The organism is Pantoea sp. Tr-811 (genome assembly GCF_011752535.1).
In the GTDB taxonomy this organism is placed as follows: domain Bacteria; phylum Pseudomonadota; class Gammaproteobacteria; order Pseudomonadales; family Pseudomonadaceae; genus Aquipseudomonas.
In genome coordinates, this window is sequence record NZ_VWXJ01000012.1 from 190,618 (window position 1) to 211,586 (window position 20,969).

The 20,969-nt window shown below is 63.7% G+C and carries 18 protein-coding genes and 1 riboswitch; of the genes, 12 read left to right on the forward strand and 6 right to left on the reverse strand.

Annotated elements, in window-relative coordinates; all coding sequences use genetic code 11:
- Positions 1–87 precede the first annotated feature (87 nt).
- The 7 genes from F3J44_RS19115 to F3J44_RS19145 all read left to right on the forward strand — a co-directional run bounded on the left by F3J44_RS19115 (position 88) and on the right by F3J44_RS19145 (position 7,850).
- Positions 88–1,740, forward strand: coding sequence for a nitrite/sulfite reductase (locus F3J44_RS19115; RefSeq protein WP_167056243.1), 1,653 nt, complete (start codon positions 88–90; stop codon positions 1,738–1,740).
- Positions 1,724–2,218, forward strand: coding sequence for a DUF934 domain-containing protein (locus tag F3J44_RS19120; RefSeq protein ID WP_167056246.1), 495 nt, complete (start codon positions 1,724–1,726; stop codon positions 2,216–2,218). The genes F3J44_RS19115 and F3J44_RS19120 overlap by 17 nt, the downstream gene beginning before the upstream one ends.
- 127 nt (positions 2,219–2,345) lie before the next feature.
- Positions 2,346–3,917, forward strand: a complete 1,572-nt coding sequence (locus tag F3J44_RS19125) for a hypothetical protein (protein WP_167275054.1) — start codon at positions 2,346–2,348, stop codon at positions 3,915–3,917.
- 192 nt (positions 3,918–4,109) lie between these two features.
- On the forward strand, positions 4,110–4,913 hold the full coding sequence (gene dkgB / locus F3J44_RS19130) for a 2,5-didehydrogluconate reductase DkgB (protein ID WP_167275057.1): 804 nt from the start codon (positions 4,110–4,112) through the stop codon (positions 4,911–4,913).
- Positions 4,914–5,049: 136 nt separating this feature from the next.
- A complete protein-coding gene (locus tag F3J44_RS19135; protein WP_205299988.1) occupies positions 5,050–5,409 on the forward strand; it encodes a hypothetical protein in 360 nt (119 codons plus the stop codon).
- Positions 5,410–5,426: 17 nt separating this feature from the next.
- A complete protein-coding gene (locus tag F3J44_RS19140; RefSeq protein WP_167275059.1) occupies positions 5,427–5,873 on the forward strand; it encodes a hypothetical protein in 447 nt (148 codons plus the stop codon).
- 63 nt (positions 5,874–5,936) lie between these two features.
- On the forward strand, positions 5,937–7,850 hold the full coding sequence (locus tag F3J44_RS19145) for a tyrosine-protein phosphatase (RefSeq protein WP_167275062.1): 1,914 nt from the start codon (positions 5,937–5,939) through the stop codon (positions 7,848–7,850).
- A 62-nt stretch (positions 7,851–7,912) separates the two neighbouring features.
- Here F3J44_RS19145 and F3J44_RS19150 read toward each other — a convergent pair whose 3' ends face one another.
- From F3J44_RS19150 to F3J44_RS19165, 4 genes are all read right to left on the reverse strand, one after another.
- Positions 7,913–8,881, reverse strand: coding sequence for an AraC family transcriptional regulator (locus F3J44_RS19150; RefSeq protein WP_205299989.1), 969 nt, complete (start codon positions 8,879–8,881; stop codon positions 7,913–7,915).
- A 71-nt stretch (positions 8,882–8,952) separates the two neighbouring features.
- A complete protein-coding gene (gene crcB, locus F3J44_RS19155; protein ID WP_167275065.1) occupies positions 8,953–9,330 on the reverse strand; it encodes a fluoride efflux transporter CrcB in 378 nt (125 codons plus the stop codon).
- 71 nt (positions 9,331–9,401) lie between these two features.
- A riboswitch (Fluoride riboswitch) is annotated at positions 9,402–9,463 on the reverse strand.
- A gap of 100 nt (positions 9,464–9,563) precedes the next feature.
- Entirely contained in the window at positions 9,564–11,258 is a 1,695-nt protein-coding gene (gene acpA / locus F3J44_RS19160; protein ID WP_167275067.1) for an acid phosphatase, read from the reverse strand.
- Positions 11,259–11,410: 152 nt separating this feature from the next.
- Positions 11,411–12,907 carry a PLP-dependent aminotransferase family protein gene (locus F3J44_RS19165; RefSeq protein WP_167275070.1) on the reverse strand — a complete coding sequence of 499 codons (1,497 nt, stop codon included), beginning with the start codon at positions 12,905–12,907 and terminating at the stop codon, positions 11,411–11,413.
- A 79-nt stretch (positions 12,908–12,986) separates the two neighbouring features.
- Here F3J44_RS19165 and F3J44_RS19170 point away from each other — a divergent pair, with 79 nt between their 5' ends.
- From F3J44_RS19170 to F3J44_RS19185, 4 genes are all read left to right on the forward strand, one after another.
- On the forward strand, positions 12,987–14,669 hold the full coding sequence (locus F3J44_RS19170; protein ID WP_167275073.1) for an NAD(P)H dependent flavin oxidoreductase family protein: 1,683 nt from the start codon (positions 12,987–12,989) through the stop codon (positions 14,667–14,669).
- Between the two features lie 440 nt (positions 14,670–15,109).
- Complete coding sequence (locus tag F3J44_RS19175; RefSeq protein WP_167056275.1) at positions 15,110–15,805, forward strand: 3-oxoacid CoA-transferase subunit A; 696 nt, start codon at positions 15,110–15,112, stop codon at positions 15,803–15,805.
- Between the two features lie 8 nt (positions 15,806–15,813).
- Positions 15,814–16,455, forward strand: coding sequence for a 3-oxoacid CoA-transferase subunit B (locus F3J44_RS19180; protein WP_167056279.1), 642 nt, complete (start codon positions 15,814–15,816; stop codon positions 16,453–16,455).
- Positions 16,456–16,650: 195 nt separating this feature from the next.
- Entirely contained in the window at positions 16,651–17,028 is a 378-nt protein-coding gene (locus tag F3J44_RS19185; protein WP_167275075.1) for a hypothetical protein, read from the forward strand.
- Between the two features lie 272 nt (positions 17,029–17,300).
- Here F3J44_RS19185 and F3J44_RS19190 read toward each other — a convergent pair whose 3' ends face one another.
- Positions 17,301–18,683 (reverse strand): PLP-dependent aminotransferase family protein, encoded by a 1,383-nt coding sequence (locus tag F3J44_RS19190; protein WP_167056285.1) that lies wholly within the window; start codon positions 18,681–18,683, stop codon positions 17,301–17,303.
- A 121-nt stretch (positions 18,684–18,804) separates the two neighbouring features.
- Here F3J44_RS19190 and F3J44_RS19195 point away from each other — a divergent pair, with 121 nt between their 5' ends.
- A complete protein-coding gene (locus tag F3J44_RS19195; protein ID WP_167275078.1) occupies positions 18,805–19,674 on the forward strand; it encodes a DMT family transporter in 870 nt (289 codons plus the stop codon).
- A gap of 474 nt (positions 19,675–20,148) precedes the next feature.
- On the opposite strand, the gene F3J44_RS19200 is transcribed toward F3J44_RS19195, so the two are convergent.
- Positions 20,149–20,969 (reverse strand): transposase (locus F3J44_RS19200; RefSeq protein WP_167275081.1); only part of this gene is annotated, 821 nt, incomplete at its 5' end.

Below are 20,969 nucleotides of genomic sequence, written 5' to 3' on the forward strand. Positions count from 1 at the left end.
ACCCAACCTGCTATCGTTCCCCGGCTCCGAACCGGAGTGCGCGGCCGTGCGCGCGAATAGCTGCATGCAGCCTGAGACAGGACTTTTATGTACGTATACGACGAGTACGATCAGCGGATCATCGAGGACCGCGTCAAGCAGTTCCGTGATCAGACCCGCCGCTACCTGGCCGGTGAGCTGAGCGAAGAAGAATTCCGCCCTCTGCGCCTGCAGAACGGCCTCTACATCCAACGTTTCGCCCCGATGCTGCGCGTCGCCGTGCCGTATGGCCAGCTGAACGCCACCCAGGTTCGCACCCTGGCGAAGATCGCTCGCGACTACGACAAAGGCTATGCCCACATCTCCACCCGCCAGAACGTGCAGTACAACTGGCCGGCGCTGGAAGACATCCCGGACATCCTTGCCGAGCTGGCCACCGTGCAGATGCACGCGATCCAGACCAGCGGCAACTGCCTGCGCAACACCACCACCGACCAGTTCGCCGGTGTGGCCGCAGACGAAGTCATCGACCCGCGCCCATGGTGCGAAATCGTCCGCCAGTGGACCACCTTCCACCCGGAATTCGCCTACCTGCCGCGCAAGTTCAAAATTGCCGTCAACGGCTCGAAGGAAGACCGCGCCGCCATCGAAGTGCACGACATCGGCCTGGAGCCGGTGCGCAACGCTGCCGGTGAGCTGGGCTTCCGCGTGCTGGTCGGTGGTGGCCTGGGCCGTACCCCGGTGGTGGGCTCGTTCATCAACGAGTTCCTGCCGTGGCAGGACCTGATCAGCTACCTGGACGCCATCCTGCGCGTGTACAACCGTTACGGTCGCCGTGACAACAAGTACAAGGCGCGGATCAAGATCCTGGTCAAGGCCCTGACCCCGGAAGTGTTCGCCGAGAAGGTCGAGGCCGAAATGGCTCACCTGCGTGGCGGCAGCACCACCCTGACCGAAGATGAAGTGCAGCGCGTTTCGCGCCACTTCGTCGACCCGGCCTACCTGGCCCTGGACAACCTCGACTACAGCGCCGAAGACGCCGAATTCCCAGGCTTCGCCCGCTGGCGTTCGCGCAACACCCGCGCCCACAAGCGCCCTGGCTACGTCGCCGTCACCCTGTCGCTCAAACCCACCGGCGTTGCCCCGGGCGACCTGACCGACAAGCAGCTGGACGCCGTGGCGGACCTCGCCGAGCGCTACAGCTTCGGCTTCCTGCGCACCTCCCACGAGCAGAACATCATTCTTGCCGACGTCGAGCAGCGCCAGTTGCACGCGCTGTGGATGGAACTGCGCGAGGGCGGCTTCGCCACGCCGAACATCGGCCTGTTGACCGACATCATCTGCTGCCCGGGCGGTGACTACTGCTCCCTGGCCAACGCCAAGTCGATCCCGATCGCCGAATCCATCCAGCGCCGTTTCGACGACCTGGACTACCTGTTCGACATCGGCGAAATCGACCTGAACATCTCCGGCTGCATGAACGCCTGCGGCCACCACCACGTCGGCCACATCGGCATCCTCGGCGTGGACAAGAAGGGCGAGGAGTTCTACCAGGTGTCACTGGGCGGCAACGCCGCGCGCGACGCAAGCCTGGGCAAAATCCTCGGCCCATCGTTCGCCCAGGACGCCATGGCCGATGTGATCGAAAAGCTGATCGCCGTGTACGTCGAACAACGTACCGAGGAAGAGCGTTTCATCGACACCTACCAGCGTATCGGCATCGACCCCTTCAAGGAACGCGTCTATGCAGCGAATCATTAAGAACAACCAGATCGTCGACGAAACCTGGCACCTGCTGCCCAAGGACTTCTCGTTCGACGAGCTGAGCAACTGCGACGACTACATCGTCCCGCTGCAGATGTGGCGCGACCATGCCCACGTGCTCAAGGCCCGCGATGGCGGCCTGGGCGTGTGGCTGGACAGCGACGAAGAAGCGGAAGAAATCGGCGAAGACGTGCAGCACTTCCAGGTCATCGCCCTGAACTTCCCGGCCTTCACCGACGGGCGCAACTACTCCAATGCGCGCCTGCTGCGTGACCGCTACGGCTTCAAGGGCGAGCTGCGCGCCATTGGCGACGTACTGCGCGACCAGCTGTTCTTCATGGCCCGTTGCGGCTTCGATGCATTCGCCATCCGTGCCGACAAGGACCCGGAAGACGCGCTGCAAAGCCTGAAGGACTTCTCGGTGACCTACCAAGGCGCCACCGACGAGCCGCTGCCGCTGTTCCGCCGCCGCTGATCGTCGTCACCCGCAGTGCCTGACAGCCCGCCCAATCGCGGGCTGTTTCATTTTCCGCACAAATGCTAAGGCTTTAGCTTCACCTGCCGATAACCGGACGAACGTTCCAGAAATCGCAGGGAGCGATATGAACCCGATCTCCGTTAATCTGCCACAAATGCTGACGCAACCCGCCACCGCGGGCGTGTCCATCCGCAACGCCGAACCCGTCGCCGCAACGCCTACCAGCAACACGAATGTTGACCTGAGCCAGGCCAACCGCAGCCCCGCACCGGACACCTACAACCGCAATGGCACCCTGGGGGACGGCCAGGTACGGTATATCTGGGAGCAGGATGGCATCGACAAGCTGAGCATGCGCATGCTCAGTGCCGTGCAATCCAGCTCCGCAGCCTCGCGCTTTCAGGGCCTGGGTGCCGCCTTGCTGGAGCAACTGTCTACCAATGGCGGCCAGCGCATCTCGCAATCCGGGCTAGCCATCGCCCTGGGCACCACGGGCGAGCCTGCACTGCTGGGCCTGCAGCAAGCCAGGCTGCGCCAGTATGCGAGCGACAGCGTGACGTTCACCCTCACCAGTGCATCCGGCGCCACGGTATCCCTGGGCCTGTACAGCAGCGACAACGGCCTGGCCGTGGACGCCGACGTACAAGGAGGCAGCTTGAGCGCCGACGAACTGAAGAGCCTGGCCGCACTGGCGGACAGCTTCCAGTCCGCCGTCGATGGCCTGACCGCAGAACCGCCAACCCTGCAGCTGGGCAACCTGGTCAAGCTCGACCCGTCCTTGTTCACCGGCATGAAGCTCGATGCCAGCATTCACACTGCCAGCGGTAGCCTGCAGACCTTCGCCCTGAACATCGATGACCAGACCCGCAGCCTGTCGCTCAAGAGCCCGTCAGGCGAGGTCAAGATGCATTTCGACACCCAAGGCGGAGCACTCCTGGGCAGCCAGTCGCAACGCCAGGCCGCCGTGGCCAACTACCTGGAGCAGTTCGATGCGGCGCAGAAACGTGGCAATGGCGACGAAAAAATGATGGGCTTGTTCAAGGATGCCTTCCGTCAGCTCAATAGCGTGGATGACACCGGCACGCAGTCAGCCCGTCATGACCTGCCCTCGAACCGGATGAGCCGCCTGCTACTGAGCGGCCTGGCGGACTTCGATGCATCGCTCAACCAGACCGAACAGCAGATCAACCCAATGCACCGGGAGGAAGTGGATCACTTCGACTACAGCGTCTCGCAGTCGACCAGCCTCAAGGGCGGGACCAGCAACCTCACGGTGCAACAGGATCAACAAGCGACGCTCAAGGCCGCCTGGCATAAAGGGCTCAACCCGCTGACAGACCTGGTGCTCAGCCTCGACAGCAAGTCGCAAAACTACCGCTACCATGAGGTGGATGACCAGGCCAGCAGCAGCACCCGCCTGGCATTTGCCAACAACCGCTTGGTCGAAGCCACTGCCACTCAACAAGCCAGCAAGCAGGAGCGCGTGCGTACTTACCAGGAAGCCGAACTGCTGTCGGATGTCACCACCACGTCTGACGCGGAGCAGTCACGTAACCTGCTCGACATGCTCGAAGACCTCATCGGCCAAGACCGCCAGGCTCGGCGCATGGGCATCGCCTCCGGCCTGGAGCAGCAGCTGCAAGCCCTGCAGCCGCTCTGGCTGCTACAGGCCGACCCAGCGCAGATCCGCGAGTGATCGCCCCTTCCCGTGGTGCCGCCTGGTCGGCAACACGGGAGGTTTTCCTCTGCCGCTCAATTCGTGAGTGCGGCGCAAAGGTGCTTCGACTCACCAGCCCTTAATCACCTGCCCTGAACCCTGCACACTGATCGCCACTCGATATCAGTTCGAACGAGCCTGGCTTGTCATTCACCCTCAGGAGCACGCCCCATGAACATTCCATCCTTCGGCCTCGGCACCTTCCGCCTCACCGGGCAAACCGTCATCGACTCGGTCAAGGCCGCCCTGGCACTGGGCTACCGGGCCATCGACACCGCGCAGATCTACAAGAACGAGGCCGAAGTCGGCCAGGCCATCGCCGAAAGTGGCGTGCCGCGCAGCGAGCTGTTCATCACCACCAAGATCTGGGTCGACAACTATGCCGCCGACAAGCTGGTGCCCAGCCTGCGCGAGAGCCTGAACAAGCTGCGCACCGACCATGTCGACCTGTTGCTGATCCACTGGCCGGCCCCCGGTAACGGCGTGGAACTGGCCGAATACATGCAGGCCCTGGCCGACGCCAAGCGCCTGGGCCTGACCCGCCAGATCGGCGTGTCCAACTTCAACATCGAACTGACTCGCCAGGCCATCGCCGTGGTCGGCCAGGGCGAGATCGCCACCAACCAAGTCGAACTCAGCCCCTACCTGCAGAACGCCAAGCTTGCAGCGTTCCTTGAAGCACAAGGCATCACCGTCACCTCGTACATGACCCTGGCCTACGGCAAGGTGCTCAACGACCCGCTGCTGGCGCAGATCGCCGCCAAGCACAAGGCCACCGTCGCCCAGGTGGCACTGGCCTGGGCCCTGCAACTGGGCTATGCGGTGATCCCCTCCTCGACCAAGCAGGAGAACCTGGCCAGCAACCTGCTCGCCCAGAGCCTGCGCCTGGATGCCGACGACATGGCACGCATCGCCACGCTCGAACGCAACGGCCGCGAAGTCAGCCCGGACGGCCTGGCACCAAGCTGGGATTGAGCACGGCGCCCTGTTGGTCAGCAGGTTGTCTGGCAGGGCATGGGCAACGAAAAAGAATTGGACTACAAAAGGCAGCGAAAACATGCAGTTCGCTTTGTGCCAGACTCCGGAACGACCTCACTCCAGGACTGCCACCATGCCCTCCACTGATGCCTTTTTGCCCTGCCAACGCTATGATGCCTCCCATGCATACAATCTGTTTCAGGTTGTCTGGAGGTATCTGCCCATGGCCGTCAAAGCCAAACCTGTCAGCGAGCGCGAACTGGACGCCCTGGAAGCATCGATTCCAGCGCTGGCCAGCGAAGCCACGCATTCCGCCCACCTGCGCGCTTTGCAGGCAAGCCCGCGCGGTGTGCTGCGCACTGAGGATGGCAATCTCGTTCGCGTGTCCGCAGACGGTGCCAAAACCATCGTCGCCAAGGCAAAACCCCGGCGGAAAGTCAAAGTTGGCGAAACAATCAGCGTGAGGAAGGTCAGCGAGACTCCTACAGCGTGAAGGCGCCGAGGCTTCGGGTGTTTGCCGGCCCCAATGGCTCCGGCAAGAGCACGATCAATGCCCAGTTGCCTGCACCCCTGACTCGCATTTTCGTCAATGCCGATGAACTGGAGCGGGAAGCCAGGAACACGGGGTTCATCGACCTGGCTCCGTTTGGCCTCATGGTTTCTCTGGCTGAGTTGGTGTCATTTCACCTCGACCATTACCTGATCCGCGAGCGGCACTTGACCGACCAGGCGGCGAAGCTTGGGCTGCAAGGTTTCAAGGTGGATTATCGGCAGGTCGAGATCAACTCCTACTTTGCCTCCGTACTGTCGGACATGATTCGCCAACGCCTGCTTGAAACCGGTGTCAGTTTCAGCTTCGAAACGGTCATGTCCCACCCCAGCAATGGGCCCGCACAGACAAAACGCGCAATCCTCGGACAGATCCCGCAGCCTTTCCAGCGACGCTTGGTTTTGTAACATTCAGTTTCATGTTGCCCACGGACAGTAGCCAGCCTAACGCATCCCAACGAGGCTCTTTCCGTGCTGCAACGTCTGTTCTGTTCCCTGTCCCTGCTGACCCTGGCCATCTCCACCGCTCACGCCGCCGACGCGCTCGACACCCCGCGCCTGGCTGGCATGGACAACTTCCGCGACATCGCCGGCACCACCACTGCCTATACCACCAGCCATGACGGCACCATGAGGGCTGGGGTGTTCTACCGTGCCAACGCCCTGACCCCGACCGCCGCCGACCTGGCCATCCTCAATGGCCTTGGCATCAGCGACGTGTTCGACCTGCGCACCGCCAGCGAGATTGCCGCAACCCCCGACACCCTGCCGGCCGGTGCCAGCTACACCAATATCGACATCATTGGCAGCACCACCTCGGGCTCGAATATCACCAACCTCAGCTTCACCAGCGCGGCCCAAGCCCGGGCGATGATGGAAGAAACCAACCGCGCCTTCGTCAGCGACGCCGGCATGCGCGGGCAGTTCGCCGTGCTGTTCAATGAACTGGCCAGCGCCGATGGCGCCGCGCTGTTCCATTGCACCGCCGGCAAGGACCGTACCGGCTGGACCGCTGCCGTGTTGCTGAGCATCGCCGGGGTCGACCAGGCGACGATCATGAGCAACTACCTGGCCACCAACGACTACACCGCCGCCCGCGTCGCCGCCACCCTAGCGGCGATGCCCGCGAGCATGGCGCAAATCTACGCGCCGTTGCTGGGCGTGGAAGCCAGCTACCTGCAAGCCGGCCTGGACGAGGTAACCGCCGAATACGGCAGCATGGACAACTACCTCAAGCAAGGCCTGGGCCTGTCGCAGGAAACCCTCTACGTGCTGCGCGGCAAGATGGTCAGCTACGCCAGCCTGCCAGGCGAAGCCGGCCTGCTGGGCAACGCCGCCGCTGGCGCGCAGTTGCTGCGCCAGCTGCAGGAAAGCCCGCTGTCGGGCACCTACAGCGCCTACAACTACTACCTGCAGTCGGCCATCGACGCCGGCACACTCGGCGGCGTGGAGTCGACCGTGGGCGGCCAGCTGCATGCCGATGCCGCCAGCTACCTGCTGCGCCAGGGCGCGATGATCGACCGCGCGGCGGCGCCGTACGCCGACGGCGTCGACCTCAAGGTCGGCCAGTCGCGCCTGTGGAGCACCGCCCTGGCCGGCTACCTGGGCACCGACGGCTCGGCCCATGCGGCCAGCAGCAACGAACACAGCCAGGGGCTGATGATCGGCCTGACCCAGCGCTTCTCCGAGCAGCTAAGCGCCCGTGCCGGGTTTGGCTACAGCAACGGCAATGTCGGCAGTGCCGGCGGCGAGGCGGACACCGACCTGACCTTCCTCAGCCTGGGCGCACGCTTTGCCCCGGGTAGCCTGGAGCATGGCCTGTTCATCGATGCCCAGGCCAACGCCGGCTGGCTCGACTACTCCAGCAAGCGTGAACTGGGCGGCGGCCTGGGCACCACCAAGGGCGACAGCCACGGCACCCTGGCCGGCGCCAGCCTGGCGTTGGGTTACCGCCTGCCCACCGGCGGCATGGTCCTGGAGCCAAGCCTTGGCCTGCGGGTCAGCCGCGTAGACCTGAACGGTTTCACCGAGAAAGGCAGCGAGCTGGCGTTGCAGGTAGACGACCTGAAACAGACCCGGCGCGCCGCAGTGGCCAACCTCAAGGCCTCGCTCGCACCGATCGCCCTGGGCAGCTGGCAGCTGGTGCCAGGGGCCGAGGTGGGTTACGAGCATGCCCTGGGCGACCATCAGGTCGACAGCCAAGGCCATCTGCTGGGGCTGGACGTGGAGCAGCGAGCGGCCTTCGACAACCGCGACCAGTTCACCGGTGGCGTGAACCTGATGGCCAACCTGGGAGCGCTGAGCGTGGGCGCCGAGGTCGCGGCCATGGGCGGTGGCGACAGCCATGGGGTCAGTGGCAGCCTCAAGGCCAGTTACGCCTTCTGAGTGCGGGCGGGGCCGCTTTGCGGCCCATCGCGAGCTGCGCTCGCTCCTACCGGGGCCTCCTCCTACCGCCGCCGAACCAACGCCGGGCTCACCCCAAACGCCTGCTGGAAATACTGGCTGAAGCGCCCGGCATTGCTGAAACCATGCTGCAAGGCCACCTCGGCCACCGAACCGCCCTCCCCGCGCTCCAGCACCTGGCGCGCCTGCTCCAGGCGCACCTGGCGCTGATACCCGACAATCGACGTTCCGGCAAAACGCCGAAAGCCATCTTGCAACGCCCGCAAGCTGACATTGGCCAAGCCCGCCAACTCGCTACCACTCACCAACCGCGCCGGGTGCTCCTGCAGGTAGGCCATCGCCAGCTTCACATGCCGCGGGGCAATCGTCGGGGCCGGGCGGCGCAAGGCCTCGCTGTAGTTGTGCGGCCAGGTTTCCAGCAAGGCATCGATCAGCATCTCGCGCAGCCTCGTGGGCATCAGCAGGCCGCTGCCCAGCAGTTGGTCGAATTCAGTGCCGGTGGCCAGTTCGAGCAAGGCGCGAATGCCCTGGAAAGCCGCCTGGTTCAAGTCCACCACCGGGGCAAAGCGAATCGCGGCCGTCAGCGGCCGCCCCAGCAGCACCGACAACCGCTCGGCAAACAGCCCACGGCGAATCGACATGCCACACTGGGCGTGGTTCTCGGCCATGCGCACCGAACGGATGTCGAGTTTGTCGACCGCCAGCCCCACCTGGGCCCCGCCAATCGATTCGCCGCGGTGCTCGAAGATGATCGTGCCGGCGGTGGGCAGCACGAAGGTGATCTCATCCTGTGGCGCGGGCAGCACGATGCGAAAATCGCCCTGGTAGTGCATGCGCCGCACGCTCATGCCGTCGAAGCGCCCGTACACACCGCCAATGGCGATGCCCTCGCCCAGCGGCGGCATGTCGGCATAGAGGTTGCCATACAGCTGGGTGAACAGTGCGGCGAACTCGTCGCTACGCATGTTGCTGGAGCGGAGCATGAACTGCTTGCGGGTCGTACCGGGGGTCACCGTATCGCACACCTTGTGCCACGAAGGGGGACCGGCACCCTAGCATGGGCACATGACAGCCGCGTGACGCCTCAGCCCAGCCAGCGCACCAGGGCAAAACCGGCAAAGGTCATCAGCAGCGACCCCACCACATGCGCCGACACCGTGGCCGCGGCCCAGCCGTAACGCCCGTGCATGAGCATCGACAGCACTTCGGCGGAGAATGTCGAGAAGGTGGTCAGGCCGCCGCAGAAACCGGTGGTAATCAGCAGTCGCCAGGCCGGGTCGAGGTTGGGCCAGCGCAGGAAATACGCCATCGCCCCGCCAATGACGAAGCCGCCAATCAAATTGACCAGCAACGTGCCCAGGGGCATGCCTGGGAACAGCGCGTTGAAGCGCAGGCCAAACCACCAGCGCAATACACAACCGGTACTGCCGCCAACGATTACAGAAAGAAGAGAAAGGTACATCGGGACACTCCACAAGGAATCGGGAGCCCTGTGGGTAAACGGCAGGCATGGCCTACGCGCCCTGTCACAGGGTGTGCGTAGGCATCATCAGCGCTAGGGCGGTTCAAGGAGGAATGCCATCTCCTGAAGCCGTGATGCTAATGTGCCCTGCCCGGCAATGCAATGCTCGGCACCTGAAAACCTGCAAGCCCGTGCCTTTCACCTCGGGGCTTGCAGGTGATCCGGTGGCGTTGCTAGCTCAAGTCCAGCGCTGGCGTCAGGTCGCCCAGCAACGCCTGGCCGCGCCCGGCCATCGCCTGGTCGCGAGCGGCCAGGCCTTCGAGTTGTTCAAGGTCGAACACGCGGGTGATCAGGCGCAGGATCGAGGTGGTGTCATAGACCGTGTGGTCGACCGTGCCCTTGCGGGCGAACGGCGAAACCACCAGCGCCGGAATGCGCGACCCCGGGCCGAAGCGGTCGCCCTTGGGCGGCGCCACGTGGTCCCACCAGCCACCGTTCTCGTCCACGGTGATCACCACCACCATGTTCGGCCACTGCGGGCTTTCCATCAGGGTTTTGACGATGCGCTCGATGTGTCGGTCGCCCGAGGCCACATCGGCGTAGCCGGCATGCAGGTTGAGGTTGCCCTGGGGCTTGTAGAACGTCACCGCTGGCAAGCGGCCGGCGGCAGCATCGGCGAGGAAACGGTTGGTCGACGGGTCTTCGCCAAGCCCACCATCGCGCAGGCGTTTGCTGCGCTCCTCGGGGTGCTCCGGGCCAAGCTGCTGGAAGTAGTTGAACGGCTGGTGGTGGTACTGGAAGTTGGGGATCTTGGGGATGCCACCCGAGTCCTTGAACGCATCCAGCGTGGCCTGCCAGCCGCCGGCGTACCAGGCCCAGTCGACCTTGCGCTTGTTCAGCTTGTCGCCGATGTGTTCGTGGGTTTGCGGCACCAGCACGTTGGGCAGGTCGGGCTTGGAATAGTCCGGGCGCTCGGGGTCGCGCAGCCAGGTCGGCCAGTACGGCGGCGCCAGGGTATTGACCGCATGGCCGTCGGGGGTGATGGCGCTGGGGCCGAACTGCGGTGGGCCGTCATGGGCCTTGTTGGGCGAGCCGGCCAGGGGCTTGAGGCGAATGTCCAACGGGTCGTCGCTCTGCAACTGGGCGATCTGGCTGCGCGCCGGGGAGTTGGCAGCATCCGGGTAGAACGGCGCGCGCCCGGCCACCAGGAACTGGTGGTTGAGGAACGAGCCACCGAAGGCGGCCTGGAAGAAGTTGTCGCACAGCACGAACTGCCGGGCCAAGTCCCACAGGCGCAAGTTGTAGCGCGTCTGTGGGTAGTAACCCATGGTCAACGCACCGGCGTCGGACCAGGCAGCGAAGCCGTCATTCTTGCCGCCATTGATCTGTAGCTGGTTCTGGTAGAACACGTGCCAGAGGTCGCGGGTTACCAGGCCCAGGGGTAGGTCCTCACCCTTCGGGCCCTTGAGGGCGAAGGGTGCATTGGGCAATGCGCCCTGGTAGTCGATGTCCTTTTCGTAAGTGATGCCATCGACGGTCTGCGGGCCTACCTGCAAGGTGCCGCCGAAGGTCGGCGGCAGGGTGTCGAACAGGGTGCCATCACGGTCGCGCTGGGCATAGGCATCCTTGCCCAGTTGCGCCAGCGGGCTTTGCACACCGGGGAAGTCTGCGAACAGGTTGTTGAAACTGCGGTTTTCGGCGTAGATCACCACCACGGTCTTGACCTTGTCACGCAGCGCCCGGTCCAGCGCCGCGCCAGTTGGCTGCGGGCGGGCCGCCTCGCCTGGCGAGCTTTCCGCCCGGCCGCAAGCGGCCAAGCCGGCACCCGCACCCAGCAGTGCCAGGCCGCCGAGAAAGCCACGCCGCGAGGGGCCAAGGGGTTGCTCGTCAATGTCCTGCTGGGTGTCCTGATCGGGTGCGTCGTGCATCGCCTGCTCCGCTGGATGTGACAATTTGTTTCGGCGCAGGCTAGCGATGCCCCATGACAGTTTTATGTCTCCTCATCTCCCGCCCCCTCGCCCCCGTAGGAGCGAGCGCAGCTCGCGATGCACCGCACAAGCGGTGCCCCCCCAAAAAAAACTCAATCATCCCCCTTCATCCTCCCCCAAGCCCGCCCCAGCCGCTCGGTCGCCTGAACAATCTCCTCAGCGCTAAGCGAAGCAAACCCCAGGCGCAAGGCATTCTCCCTCTCACCAAGGGGCGAAAACTGCCGGCCACTGCGCACCACCAGGTTCAGCTGCAGCGCATGGGCAACCAACTGATCGACGTCGATGGTGTCATCGAACCTGACCCACAGCGCCTGCCCGCCTTCTGGCTCGCGCAGCACAATGCGCTCACCGAAGGCCGCGCGCAGGCAACCGGCCAAGGTTTCCCAGCGCCTGCGGTACTCAGCGCACACCCGGCGCAGGTGCTTGCTCAGCTCGCCATCGATGATCAGGTCCGCCAGCATCCGTTGCATCACCGCATCGCCCTGCCCCAGCATCACTGCTGCCTGGCGCTCCAGCACCTCGACCACCTGCGGTGGCGCCACGATGTAGCTGCAGCGAAAGGTACTGCCCAGTGCCTTGGACAACGAGCCGACGTAAATCACATGGCGCTGGCGGCGGTCGCTGGCCAGCGGCGGATAAGGCTGCCCGGCATAATGGAATTCATGGTCGTAGTCTTCCTCGATCACGCAGAAGGCGTGTTGCCGCGCCAGCTCCAGCAACTGCTGCCGGCGCCCGGCGTGCAGGCTGACCGTGGTGGGAAATTGATGGTGAGGGGTGATGTACATCGCCCGCACGTTGTGCAACCGGCACAACGCATCCACCTGGTCGACCCGGCACCCCTCCTCGTCCAGGTCCACGGTCACCAGCCGGGCACCCAGCTGGCGGAAAATTTCCCACGCTGGCGGGTAGCTCAGGCGCTCGATCAGCACCGTGTCCCCTGGCTTGAGCACGGCTCTGGCCACCAGGTAGAGGGACATCTGCACGCCTTGGGTCAGGCAGATATGTTCGGCACCGATGTTCATGCCGCGCTGGTGGCGCAACATGTCGGCCAGGGCGCCACGCAGGTAGCGGCTGCTGCTTTCACTGCCATGGCGCACGGTATTGCTGGCGAAGCTGCTGCGCAGCGCCTTGCGGTAGTAGCGGTGCAGCACGGCCTGCGGCAGCAACCGGTGGTCACTGGTGCCATTGTCGAAGAACAGCGCGCCTGGCCGGTCGCAATGGGCCGTCACCTGCTCGCCGTGGGCGAAATAGGGCGTAGCGAGCGCCTCGTGCAGCGCCAGGGCGAAGGGCGGCCCAGCCGCTGGCGTGGGCGAGGCGGCAGGCGCCAGGTGCTGGCTGACGAAGGTGCCACGGCGTTGCTCGCTGTGTAGCCAGCCCTTGGTGGCGGCCTCCTCATAGGCAAGGATGACCGTCTTGCGATTGACCTTCAGCAACTGCGCCATTTCGCGGCTGCCGGGCAGCAGCTCACCCGGGCGCAATCGGCCGTCGGCAATGGCCGCCACCAAGCCTTCGGCGATTTGCCGGTAGGACGGCCGCTGCCCGGCGCGGTCGAGCTTGAGCAGCGGTTGCCATTTGCGCATCTGGACCATGTCAATTAACCAGAACTGGAGGTTCTATGGGTCCAGCACTATAGCAACAATGAAACCTCCATTCGCCAGGAGGTGCCCTATGCCACGCCGTCATGTCATCACCTTGTCGCCTTCGGGCCAGCGCTTCGAAACCGGCAGTGAGCTGCTGCTCGACGGCATGCTTGCCAGTGGCCTGCCCGTGCCGTTCTCCTGCCGCCGCGGTGCCTGCGGGTCGTGCAAGGTCAAGCTTGTGTCGGGCCAGTATCGGGACACCCTGCGCAGCGAAGGCGCCGCCCTGCCCTCCTACCCCTTGGCCGACGATGAGCTGCTGTTGTGCCAGAGCCACGCCTGCAGCGACCTGTGCCTGGAAATTCCCGGCTGGTCCCTCGACACCCCGGCCCTTGCGGCCCAGGCGCGGGTGCTGGGCCAGCGCCCGCTGACTGACGATATCGTTGAGCTGGTGCTGCTGCCTGAGCAGGCGCTGGACGTACGCCCAGGCCAGTACCTGCGGTTTCGCCTGGCCAATGGCGACAGCCGCTGTTTCTCGGTGGCCAACCTGCCCGCCCAAGACCAAGGGCAGCTGGTGTTCCATATTCGCAAGGTCCGCGGCGGCCTGTTCACCGAGCACCTGCTGCCGGCACTCACACCGGGCGACCGGCTGCAGCTCGAAGGCCCTGTGGGCGCCTGCACCTGGCAGCACGATGGGCGCCGGCCGCTGGTGCTGTTCGCCACGGGTACCGGCTATGCCGGCATCAAGCCCTTGCTGCTCACGGCGTTGGCCCGGGGAAGCCAAACCGTGTTGTACTGGGGCGGTTCATCGCCTGCTGACTTCTATGACCGAGCCTTTCTCGACCAGGCCTGCCGCGCCCATGCGCAGTTCCAGTGGCACCCGGTGGTAGCGGGCCGGGTGCAACACGTGGCTCTGGCCCAACCGCACAGCTGGAGCGACACCCAGGTGTATGCCTGCGGCAACCCGGCAATGGTCGCCCAGGCCCGCGAAGCCTGCCTGGCGGCCGGGGTGGCGCCGCACCGTTTCGTCGCCGAGGCCTTCGTGGCCAGTGGCGCGCAGCAAGCTCAGGTTCCACCCACCGTAGCGCGCCACCCGACCCTGGAAAAGGTCGGCCCACGCTATTCGCTGGACGGCATGCTCGCGGCGCGCGAGCACTCCATGCGCGCTGTCGCGGCCATCGCCAGCCAGTTGCAAGTAGGCATGACCACCGCCCAGGCGCTGGAGATGGCCGCGCGCACTTTGCAGGGGATGGGCGCGTCGCACACCTGGCACCCCACCTACATTCGCTTTGGCGACGACACCGTGCGCACGCCCCGGGAGGGCATCGACCCTGGGCGGGTGTTGCGCCCTGCCGACATCGTGGTGGTCGATATCGGCCCGGTGTGGGATGGTTATGAAGGCGACTACGGCGACACCTTCGTGTTTGGCGAGCACGCCCTGCACCAGGCATGCGTCAAGGCCCTGCACGAAGTCTTCGACGAAACCCGCCAGGCCTGGGGCCGAGGGCTCAGCGGCCGGGCGTTGTATGATGCGGCAGCGCGCAGCGCCCAGGCCAGGGGCTGGTGCCTGGAGCGCAACCTGGCGGGGCATCGCATCGCCGACTTTCCCCATGCCTTGTATGGGCAGGAGAAACTGGCCGAGCTGGACATTGTGCCGAGCGAGATGGTGTGGGTGCTGGAGATCCAGCTGTGCCACCCCAGCGAGCCGGTGGGGGCGTTCTTCGAGGATATATTGATCGGGGAAGCTGGGGGGCGGGTGGCTGAGGTGGCGTAGCCCGGCGAAAATCCTAACCATCTGATTTACCGCCTATTTTTTGTAGGAGCGAGCGCAGCTCGCGATGGGCTGCAAAGCAGCCCCAGCACTATGAGCCGCGAGGCTGAAACCCTGGGGCCGCTGCGCGCCCCATCGCGAGCTGCGCTCGCTCCTACCGGGGCGGCGCTGGCCGGGAGATGGGCGCTTGATCGGCAACCCAGGGTTGTGGTGTAGGTCAAGCGCCGGTGTTCGCGTATCAGGCAAGCGTAGCCACCCTGCCCGCACATCGCACAACAGTTCGATAATCGCACAAATTCCACCAAACCCCCTCTACTGTTGCCCAGTCTTGCGGCACGCTATAGCCCACAACAGCAAACAACGCCAAGCGCTGATTCACCGTGGCTTCACGCGGCGGTAGCCAGCCCGGCAATCCATACTCCAGGAAGAACCAGGAGCTCGCTTTGATCAATAAAACGTTCGAGTCCATCGCCAGCGCGGTGGAAGGCATCACCGATGGTTCGACCATCATGGTCGGTGGCTTCGGCACGGCTGGCATGCCGTCCGAGCTTATCGATGCCCTGATCGCCACCGGTGCCCGCGACCTGACCATCATCAGCAACAACGCCGGCAACGGCGAAATCGGCCTGGCTGCCCTGCTCAAGGCGGGCAGCGTGCGCAAGGTGGTCTGCTCCTTCCCGCGCCAGTCCGACTCCTACGTCTTCGACGAACTGTACCGCGCCGGCAAGATCGAGCTGGAAGTGGTGCCACAAGGCAACCTGGCCGAGCGCATCCGCGCGGCAGGCTCAGGCATCGGTGCATTCTTCTCGCCGACCGGCTACGGCACCCTGCTGGCCGAAGGCAAGGAAACCCGCGAGATCGACGGCCGCATGTACGTGCTGGAAATGCCGCTGCACGCGGACTTCGCGCTGATCAAGGCGTACAAGGGTGACCGTTGGGGCAACCTGATCTACCGCAAGGCCGCGCGCAACTTCGGCCCGATCATGGCCATGGCCGCCAAGACCGCCATCGCCCAGGTCGACCAGATCGTCGAACTCGGCGAGCTGGACCCGGAGCACATTATCACCCCGGGTATCTTCGTCCAGCGCGTGGTCGCCGTTCCCGGCACCGCCGCTTCTTCGATCGCCAACGCTGTCTGAGGCCTGCCATGACCATCACCAAAAAGCTCTCCCGCACCGAGATGGCCCAGCGCGTGGCCGCAGACATCCAGGAAGGCGCCTACGTCAACCTGGGCATTGGCGCTCCAACCCTGGTGGCCAACTACCTGGGCGACAAGGAAGTGTTCCTGCACAGCGAGAACGGCCTGCTGGGCATGGGCCCAAGCCCCGCGCCCGGCGAGGAAGACGATGACCTGATCAACGCCGGCAAGCAACACGTGACCCTGCTCACCGGCGGCGCGTTCTTCCACCACGCCGACTCGTTCTCGATGATGCGCGGCGGCCACCTGGACATCGCCGTGCTCGGCGCCTTCCAGGTATCTGTCAAGGGCGACCTGGCCAACTGGCACACCGGCGCCGAAGGTTCGATCCCCGCCGTGGGCGGCGCGATGGACCTGGCCACCGGCGCCCGCCAGGTGTTCGTGATGATGGACCACCTGACCAAGTCCGGCGAAAGCAAGCTGGTGCCGGCGTGCACCTACCCGCTGACGGGCATCGGCTGCGTCAGCCGTATCTACACCGACCTGGCCGTGCTGGAAGTCACCTCCGACGGCCTGAAAGTGGTGGAGATCTGCGCCGATATCGACTTCGACGAGCTGCAGGCGCTTAGTGGCGTGCCGCTGATTCGGTAATCAGCCCTGGCGTTCGCCTTGATATTTTCAGCGCCTGTGAAATCGAGCGCCGCGCGGGCGGCGCTCGATTGCATAGGCGCTGAATCTTACGGACTCAATCTCTGACACCACCAACAAACTTGGCAGTGCGGATCAACAGCAAGCAATCGGCGTGTTCTGGGTCATAATCGGCGCTCTACCCAGGAATGGAATGCCATGAATCCTTACTTTCAAGAAGTCATCGACCTGCACCTACTGATCGAGGCGCTGTTCGCCAGAGGCGAGGGCCAGGTTGGGGCGATGATCGAGCGCTTCACAGCAGACTTCACCATGGTCACGCCTACAGGTTTGCAGGTTGGCCTGCAGGATGTGGCAACCCTGTTCGCAACGCGTGCCGGCGGCCAGCCAGGGCTGACCATCGAACTCACCGAACTGGAAACCCTGGCACAGTGGCCGGAGGGGGCAGTGATCCGCTACCGGGAGACACATCGGCTGCCCGGCCAGGATGCCAAGACACGGATCTCGACCGCGCTGTTCAGCCTCCAGCGTGGTCACGTGCTGTGGCAACACCTGCATGAAACCTGGGCGGCGTGATTTTCCCCTTGAGCCTCAGCCAAGCCGATGGCAGAGGTAGGCCTGGGGGCTTGTGCCAATCGCGCACGACCGTCTTGTGGGTACGACGCAACATCGCGTCATGCGCCAAAATCTTCGCGGACTAACCTTTCAGGAATAATTGGCCCGAAATAGGCGTAGGAGCGAGCAAAGCTCGCGATGCGCCGCGCGGGCGGCGCTCGATCTCGTAGGCGCTGAAAATTTCACGGCGAACACATCCGCCCATTACAACGTCCCGGTCTGGCTGTACGCAGCTAACGACCCAGCGCCCGCTCCAGCACGTCATAAATCTTCGCATCCCCCGATTGCGCAACATTGAAGCGCAGGAAATCTCCCGCCGTCAGGGACTGGCTGAACGCATTGCCGGGCGCCAGCACGACACCTTCATTCAAACAAGCCCTGGCCAGCGTTGCTGCATCCTTCCCTTGCGGGAGCTGGCACCAGAGGTACATGCCTGCCTGGGGAATCATCCAGGGCTTGATACCGATGGCCTGCAGCCTGGCGACCGTGCTGTCCATTTCCTCGGCCAAGCGAAGACGCACACTTTCCATGTGTTTTCGGTATCCGCTGTCGGTAATGGCGTGATGGATGATGTTCGCGGCCAGGCGCCCAGCGCCGAAGGTGGTCGCAATCTTGAGATCGACCAGGCTCTCGATCCATTCACCGCGAGCGGCGATGTAGCCGCATCGAATCGATGCGGAGATGGTCTTGGAAAAACTGCCGATCTGGATGACGCGGGAAAGGCCATCGAAGGCGGACAGGCGTGGCGCGGGCGTATTCTCGAAATCGCCGAAGATGTCGTCCTCTACGATCACCAGGTCAGAGCTGTCCGCCAGCTTCAGCAGCCTGTGGGCGGTGACTGGGGATAGGCTGGCCCCGGTCGGGTTGTGGATACCGGAATTGGTTATGTACAACCGCGGCGCGTGCTTGAGCAGGGCCGTGCCGAACGCATCGATGTCTGGGCCGGTCCTCGTGTAGGGAACGCCCACGACGTTCACCCTGTGGGCTTTGAGTAGGGCGTGGAAGTTGAAGTAGCAAGGGTCGTCGACCAGGACCGTGTCTCCCGGCTCCAGCAGAAAACGGAAAATCAGATCGATGGCGTGGGTGCCGGAATCGGTGAGCAGGATATGTTCCAGCGGCGCTTCGATCCCTATGCCTGCCAGCCTTCGCGACAAGAACTGCCTGAGTGGCGGGTGTCCAAGCGGTGAAGCATATTCAGCCAGCTGCACTGTGTCGCCACGGGCCGCGACCCGCAGCGCTTTACGCATGCCCGCCTCGTACAGCCAGGACGGGGGTAGCCAGCCGCACCCTGGCTTCAATCCATCGCTGGCGCTCTCAAGCGACTGGCGCGAGATCCACAGCGGGTCGACGGCACGATCGAGCCGCGGGCCGAGTTCGGTGAGTGCCAGCGGCGCCACGGGGCCCGCCACGTAGAAGCCGGAGCCCGGCCGAGAGCTGAGCACTCCCTCTGCCATCAACCGTTCATAGGCCTCGATAACGGTCGACACCGACACTTGCATGGTCCGGGCCATTGCCCGAACGGAGGGAATTCTCGCACCGGGTGCGTAGGTTCGAGAGGCTATCCTGGACTGGATTTCGCCCATGACCGTTCGAATTCGCGTTCCGCTCCGTTTCATCGCACTCTCGACTGTACTGGATTGATAGGCATAACAGTTCGGCTCAACTGTATTGGATTGTACGTGGCCTCGGTGAACCTGTCAGTGGTGTACTGAGGTCTTGCTTATCGAGGACTCAGCGATGGAAAGATCAACAAGCGGGTGGATCAACGGCTTCATCGGCGTCGCCATTTTTGCCGGCTCGCTACCGGCAACCCGTGTGGCCGTGGCGGCCTTCGAACCGACGTTCCTGACCTGTGCCAGGGCAACGATTGCCGCCCTGTTGGGTGCGCTTTTTCTGCTGGTGCTGCGCCAGCCCCGACCTGAACGTGGTGACCTGTCGTCGTTGGCGATAACAGCGCTTGGGGTGGTCATCGGTTTCCCGCTGCTGACAGCACTGGCCCTGCAGCATGTCACCTCGGCCCACTCCATCGTTTTTGTCGGGCTGCTGCCGCTCTGTACCGCAGGGTTCGCCGTTCTGCGCGGCGGTGAGCGACCTCGGCCGCTGTTCTGGTTGTTCTCGCTGATAGGTGCCGGGCTGGTCGTAGGCTATGCGTTGGCCAATGGCGGCGAGGCGTCGGCAGTGGGTGATCTGTTGATGATGGCTGCGGTGATTGTCTGTGGGCTGGGTTATGCGGAAGGGGCGCGTCTGTCGCGGACATTGGGTGGTTGGCAGGTGATCAGCTGGGCATTGCTGGTGGCGTTGCCGTTCATGCTGCTGCTGACTGTCGCTAATTTTCCCGCACCTGATACCTTCGCCGAGGTCAGCGCCCCTGCGTGGTTCAGCTTCGGCTACGTTTCGTTGTTCAGCATGCTGATCGGATTCGTGTTCTGGTACCGAGGGCTGGTCCAGGGTGGTATCGCGGCCGTGGGCCAACTGCAACTGCTACAGCCGTTCATGGGGCTCGGACTGGCAGCGCTGCTGCTGCATGAGGACGTCAGCGGGATGATGGTCGTGGTCACGCTGGGTGCGGTCATCTGTGTTGCCGGTGCCAAGAAATACGCTCGGTGACGATCCATACCTTGGGGTTAGCGCGGTGTTCGGATGTGTTCGCCGTGAATTTTTCAGCGCCTATGAGATCGAGCGCCGCCCGCGCGGCGCATCGCGAGCTGTGCTCGCTCCTACGTTTGTTTCGGGCCAGTGACGCCTGTGCCAATCGCGTCATGCGCCAAAGCCTTCGCGCACTAACCTCACAGGAATAATTGGCCCAAAATAGACGTAGGAGCGAGCACAGCTCGCGATGCGCCGCGCGGGCGGCGCTCGATCTCATAGGCGCAGACGATGTCACGGTGAACGTCCGCAATGGGTCCAGGCTGTGTGAAAACGCCAGTAAGTACGTCGAGTAGCGAAAGAAGCTGGGACCCCCTGTAAATTCAGCAGATCTAAGTGCAGATCTACCTCAGTCGGGCACCAGGCGCGACCTGTGCTATCCGGGCCGCGGCAGCGGCCCAGATAGCCGTATACGTACGCATAGAACGCTTGGACTCATGTCCTGATCGCTTCAATCAGCCCAGCGATGCCGAAGATGCTCATCATTCGTTTGAGATTGTAAGCAAGCACGTGAAGGCTCATTTCGGTGCTTACCCTCGGTAGAGTTTTGGTCAGGAAGTGAGTGCTTCCCATCCAGTATTTAAGCGTTCCGAAGGGATGCTCCACCGTTTGCCGGCGAACTTTCATCTTTCCTGGATCATGCTCCAATCGGATCTGCACGGCTTCGACTACCGTTTCATGCTCCCAGCGCTTCAACCGGCGTTCCTTACCCGTCGTACACTGCTTCTGCATGGAGCAACTTTGGCAGCCAGAGAACCAGTAGGAGTGCAGCAACATGCCGTCTTCCACCGAAGAATGCCTGCGGGTCAGTAGTTGATCCGCAGGGCATCGGTATTCATCCGATGCAGCGATGTAGATGAAATCCTGCTTGCCGAATCGGCCTTCCGCTTTGCTGCTTGATGTCAGCGGCTTCGGGACAAAAGTGGTGATCCCGGCCTGCTCGCAAGCAAGGATCTCCGGACCTTTGTAATAGCCTCGGTCGGCGACCACTGTCAGCGACTCAGCACCGATCTCTTCGCGTGCCTGGTTCGCCATATTGCTCAGCTGCGTTCGGTCATTACCAACATTAGTGACTTCATGAGCAATGATCAGATGGTGTTTGTCATCGACTGCTGTTTGTACGTTGTAGCCAACCGTGCCAGTACCTCGGCCACTCGTGGCCATTGAGCGTGCATCAGGATCGGTAAGAGAGATTTGCTGATCTGGGCTGGCGTGAAGCTGCGCCTCAATGTCCTTGAGTTTTTGCATCTGCTGTT

What these genes read in the sequence shown, in the direction of transcription:
- F3J44_RS19190 (WP_167056285.1), bottom strand. Translation starts at nt 18,683, where the DNA reads ATGAAACGGAGCGGAACGCGAATTCGAACGGTCATGGGCGAAATCCAG.
- F3J44_RS19165 (WP_167275070.1), bottom strand. Translation starts at nt 12,907, where the DNA reads ATGGTCCAGATGCGCAAATGGCAACCGCTGCTCAAGCTCGACCGCGCC.
- F3J44_RS19170 (WP_167275073.1), top strand. Translation starts at nt 12,987, where the DNA reads ATGCCACGCCGTCATGTCATCACCTTGTCGCCTTCGGGCCAGCGCTTC.
- F3J44_RS19135 (WP_205299988.1), top strand. Translation starts at nt 5,050, where the DNA reads ATGCCCTCCACTGATGCCTTTTTGCCCTGCCAACGCTATGATGCCTCC.
- F3J44_RS19185 (WP_167275075.1), top strand. Translation starts at nt 16,651, where the DNA reads ATGAATCCTTACTTTCAAGAAGTCATCGACCTGCACCTACTGATCGAG.
- F3J44_RS19195 (WP_167275078.1), top strand. Translation starts at nt 18,805, where the DNA reads ATGGAAAGATCAACAAGCGGGTGGATCAACGGCTTCATCGGCGTCGCC.
- F3J44_RS19120 (WP_167056246.1), top strand. Translation starts at nt 1,724, where the DNA reads ATGCAGCGAATCATTAAGAACAACCAGATCGTCGACGAAACCTGGCAC.
- acpA (WP_167275067.1), bottom strand. Translation starts at nt 11,258, where the DNA reads ATGCACGACGCACCCGATCAGGACACCCAGCAGGACATTGACGAGCAA.
- F3J44_RS19180 (WP_167056279.1), top strand. Translation starts at nt 15,814, where the DNA reads ATGACCATCACCAAAAAGCTCTCCCGCACCGAGATGGCCCAGCGCGTG.
- F3J44_RS19125 (WP_167275054.1), top strand. Translation starts at nt 2,346, where the DNA reads ATGAACCCGATCTCCGTTAATCTGCCACAAATGCTGACGCAACCCGCC.
- F3J44_RS19115 (WP_167056243.1), top strand. Translation starts at nt 88, where the DNA reads ATGTACGTATACGACGAGTACGATCAGCGGATCATCGAGGACCGCGTC.
- dkgB (WP_167275057.1), top strand. Translation starts at nt 4,110, where the DNA reads ATGAACATTCCATCCTTCGGCCTCGGCACCTTCCGCCTCACCGGGCAA.
- crcB (WP_167275065.1), bottom strand. Translation starts at nt 9,330, where the DNA reads ATGTACCTTTCTCTTCTTTCTGTAATCGTTGGCGGCAGTACCGGTTGT.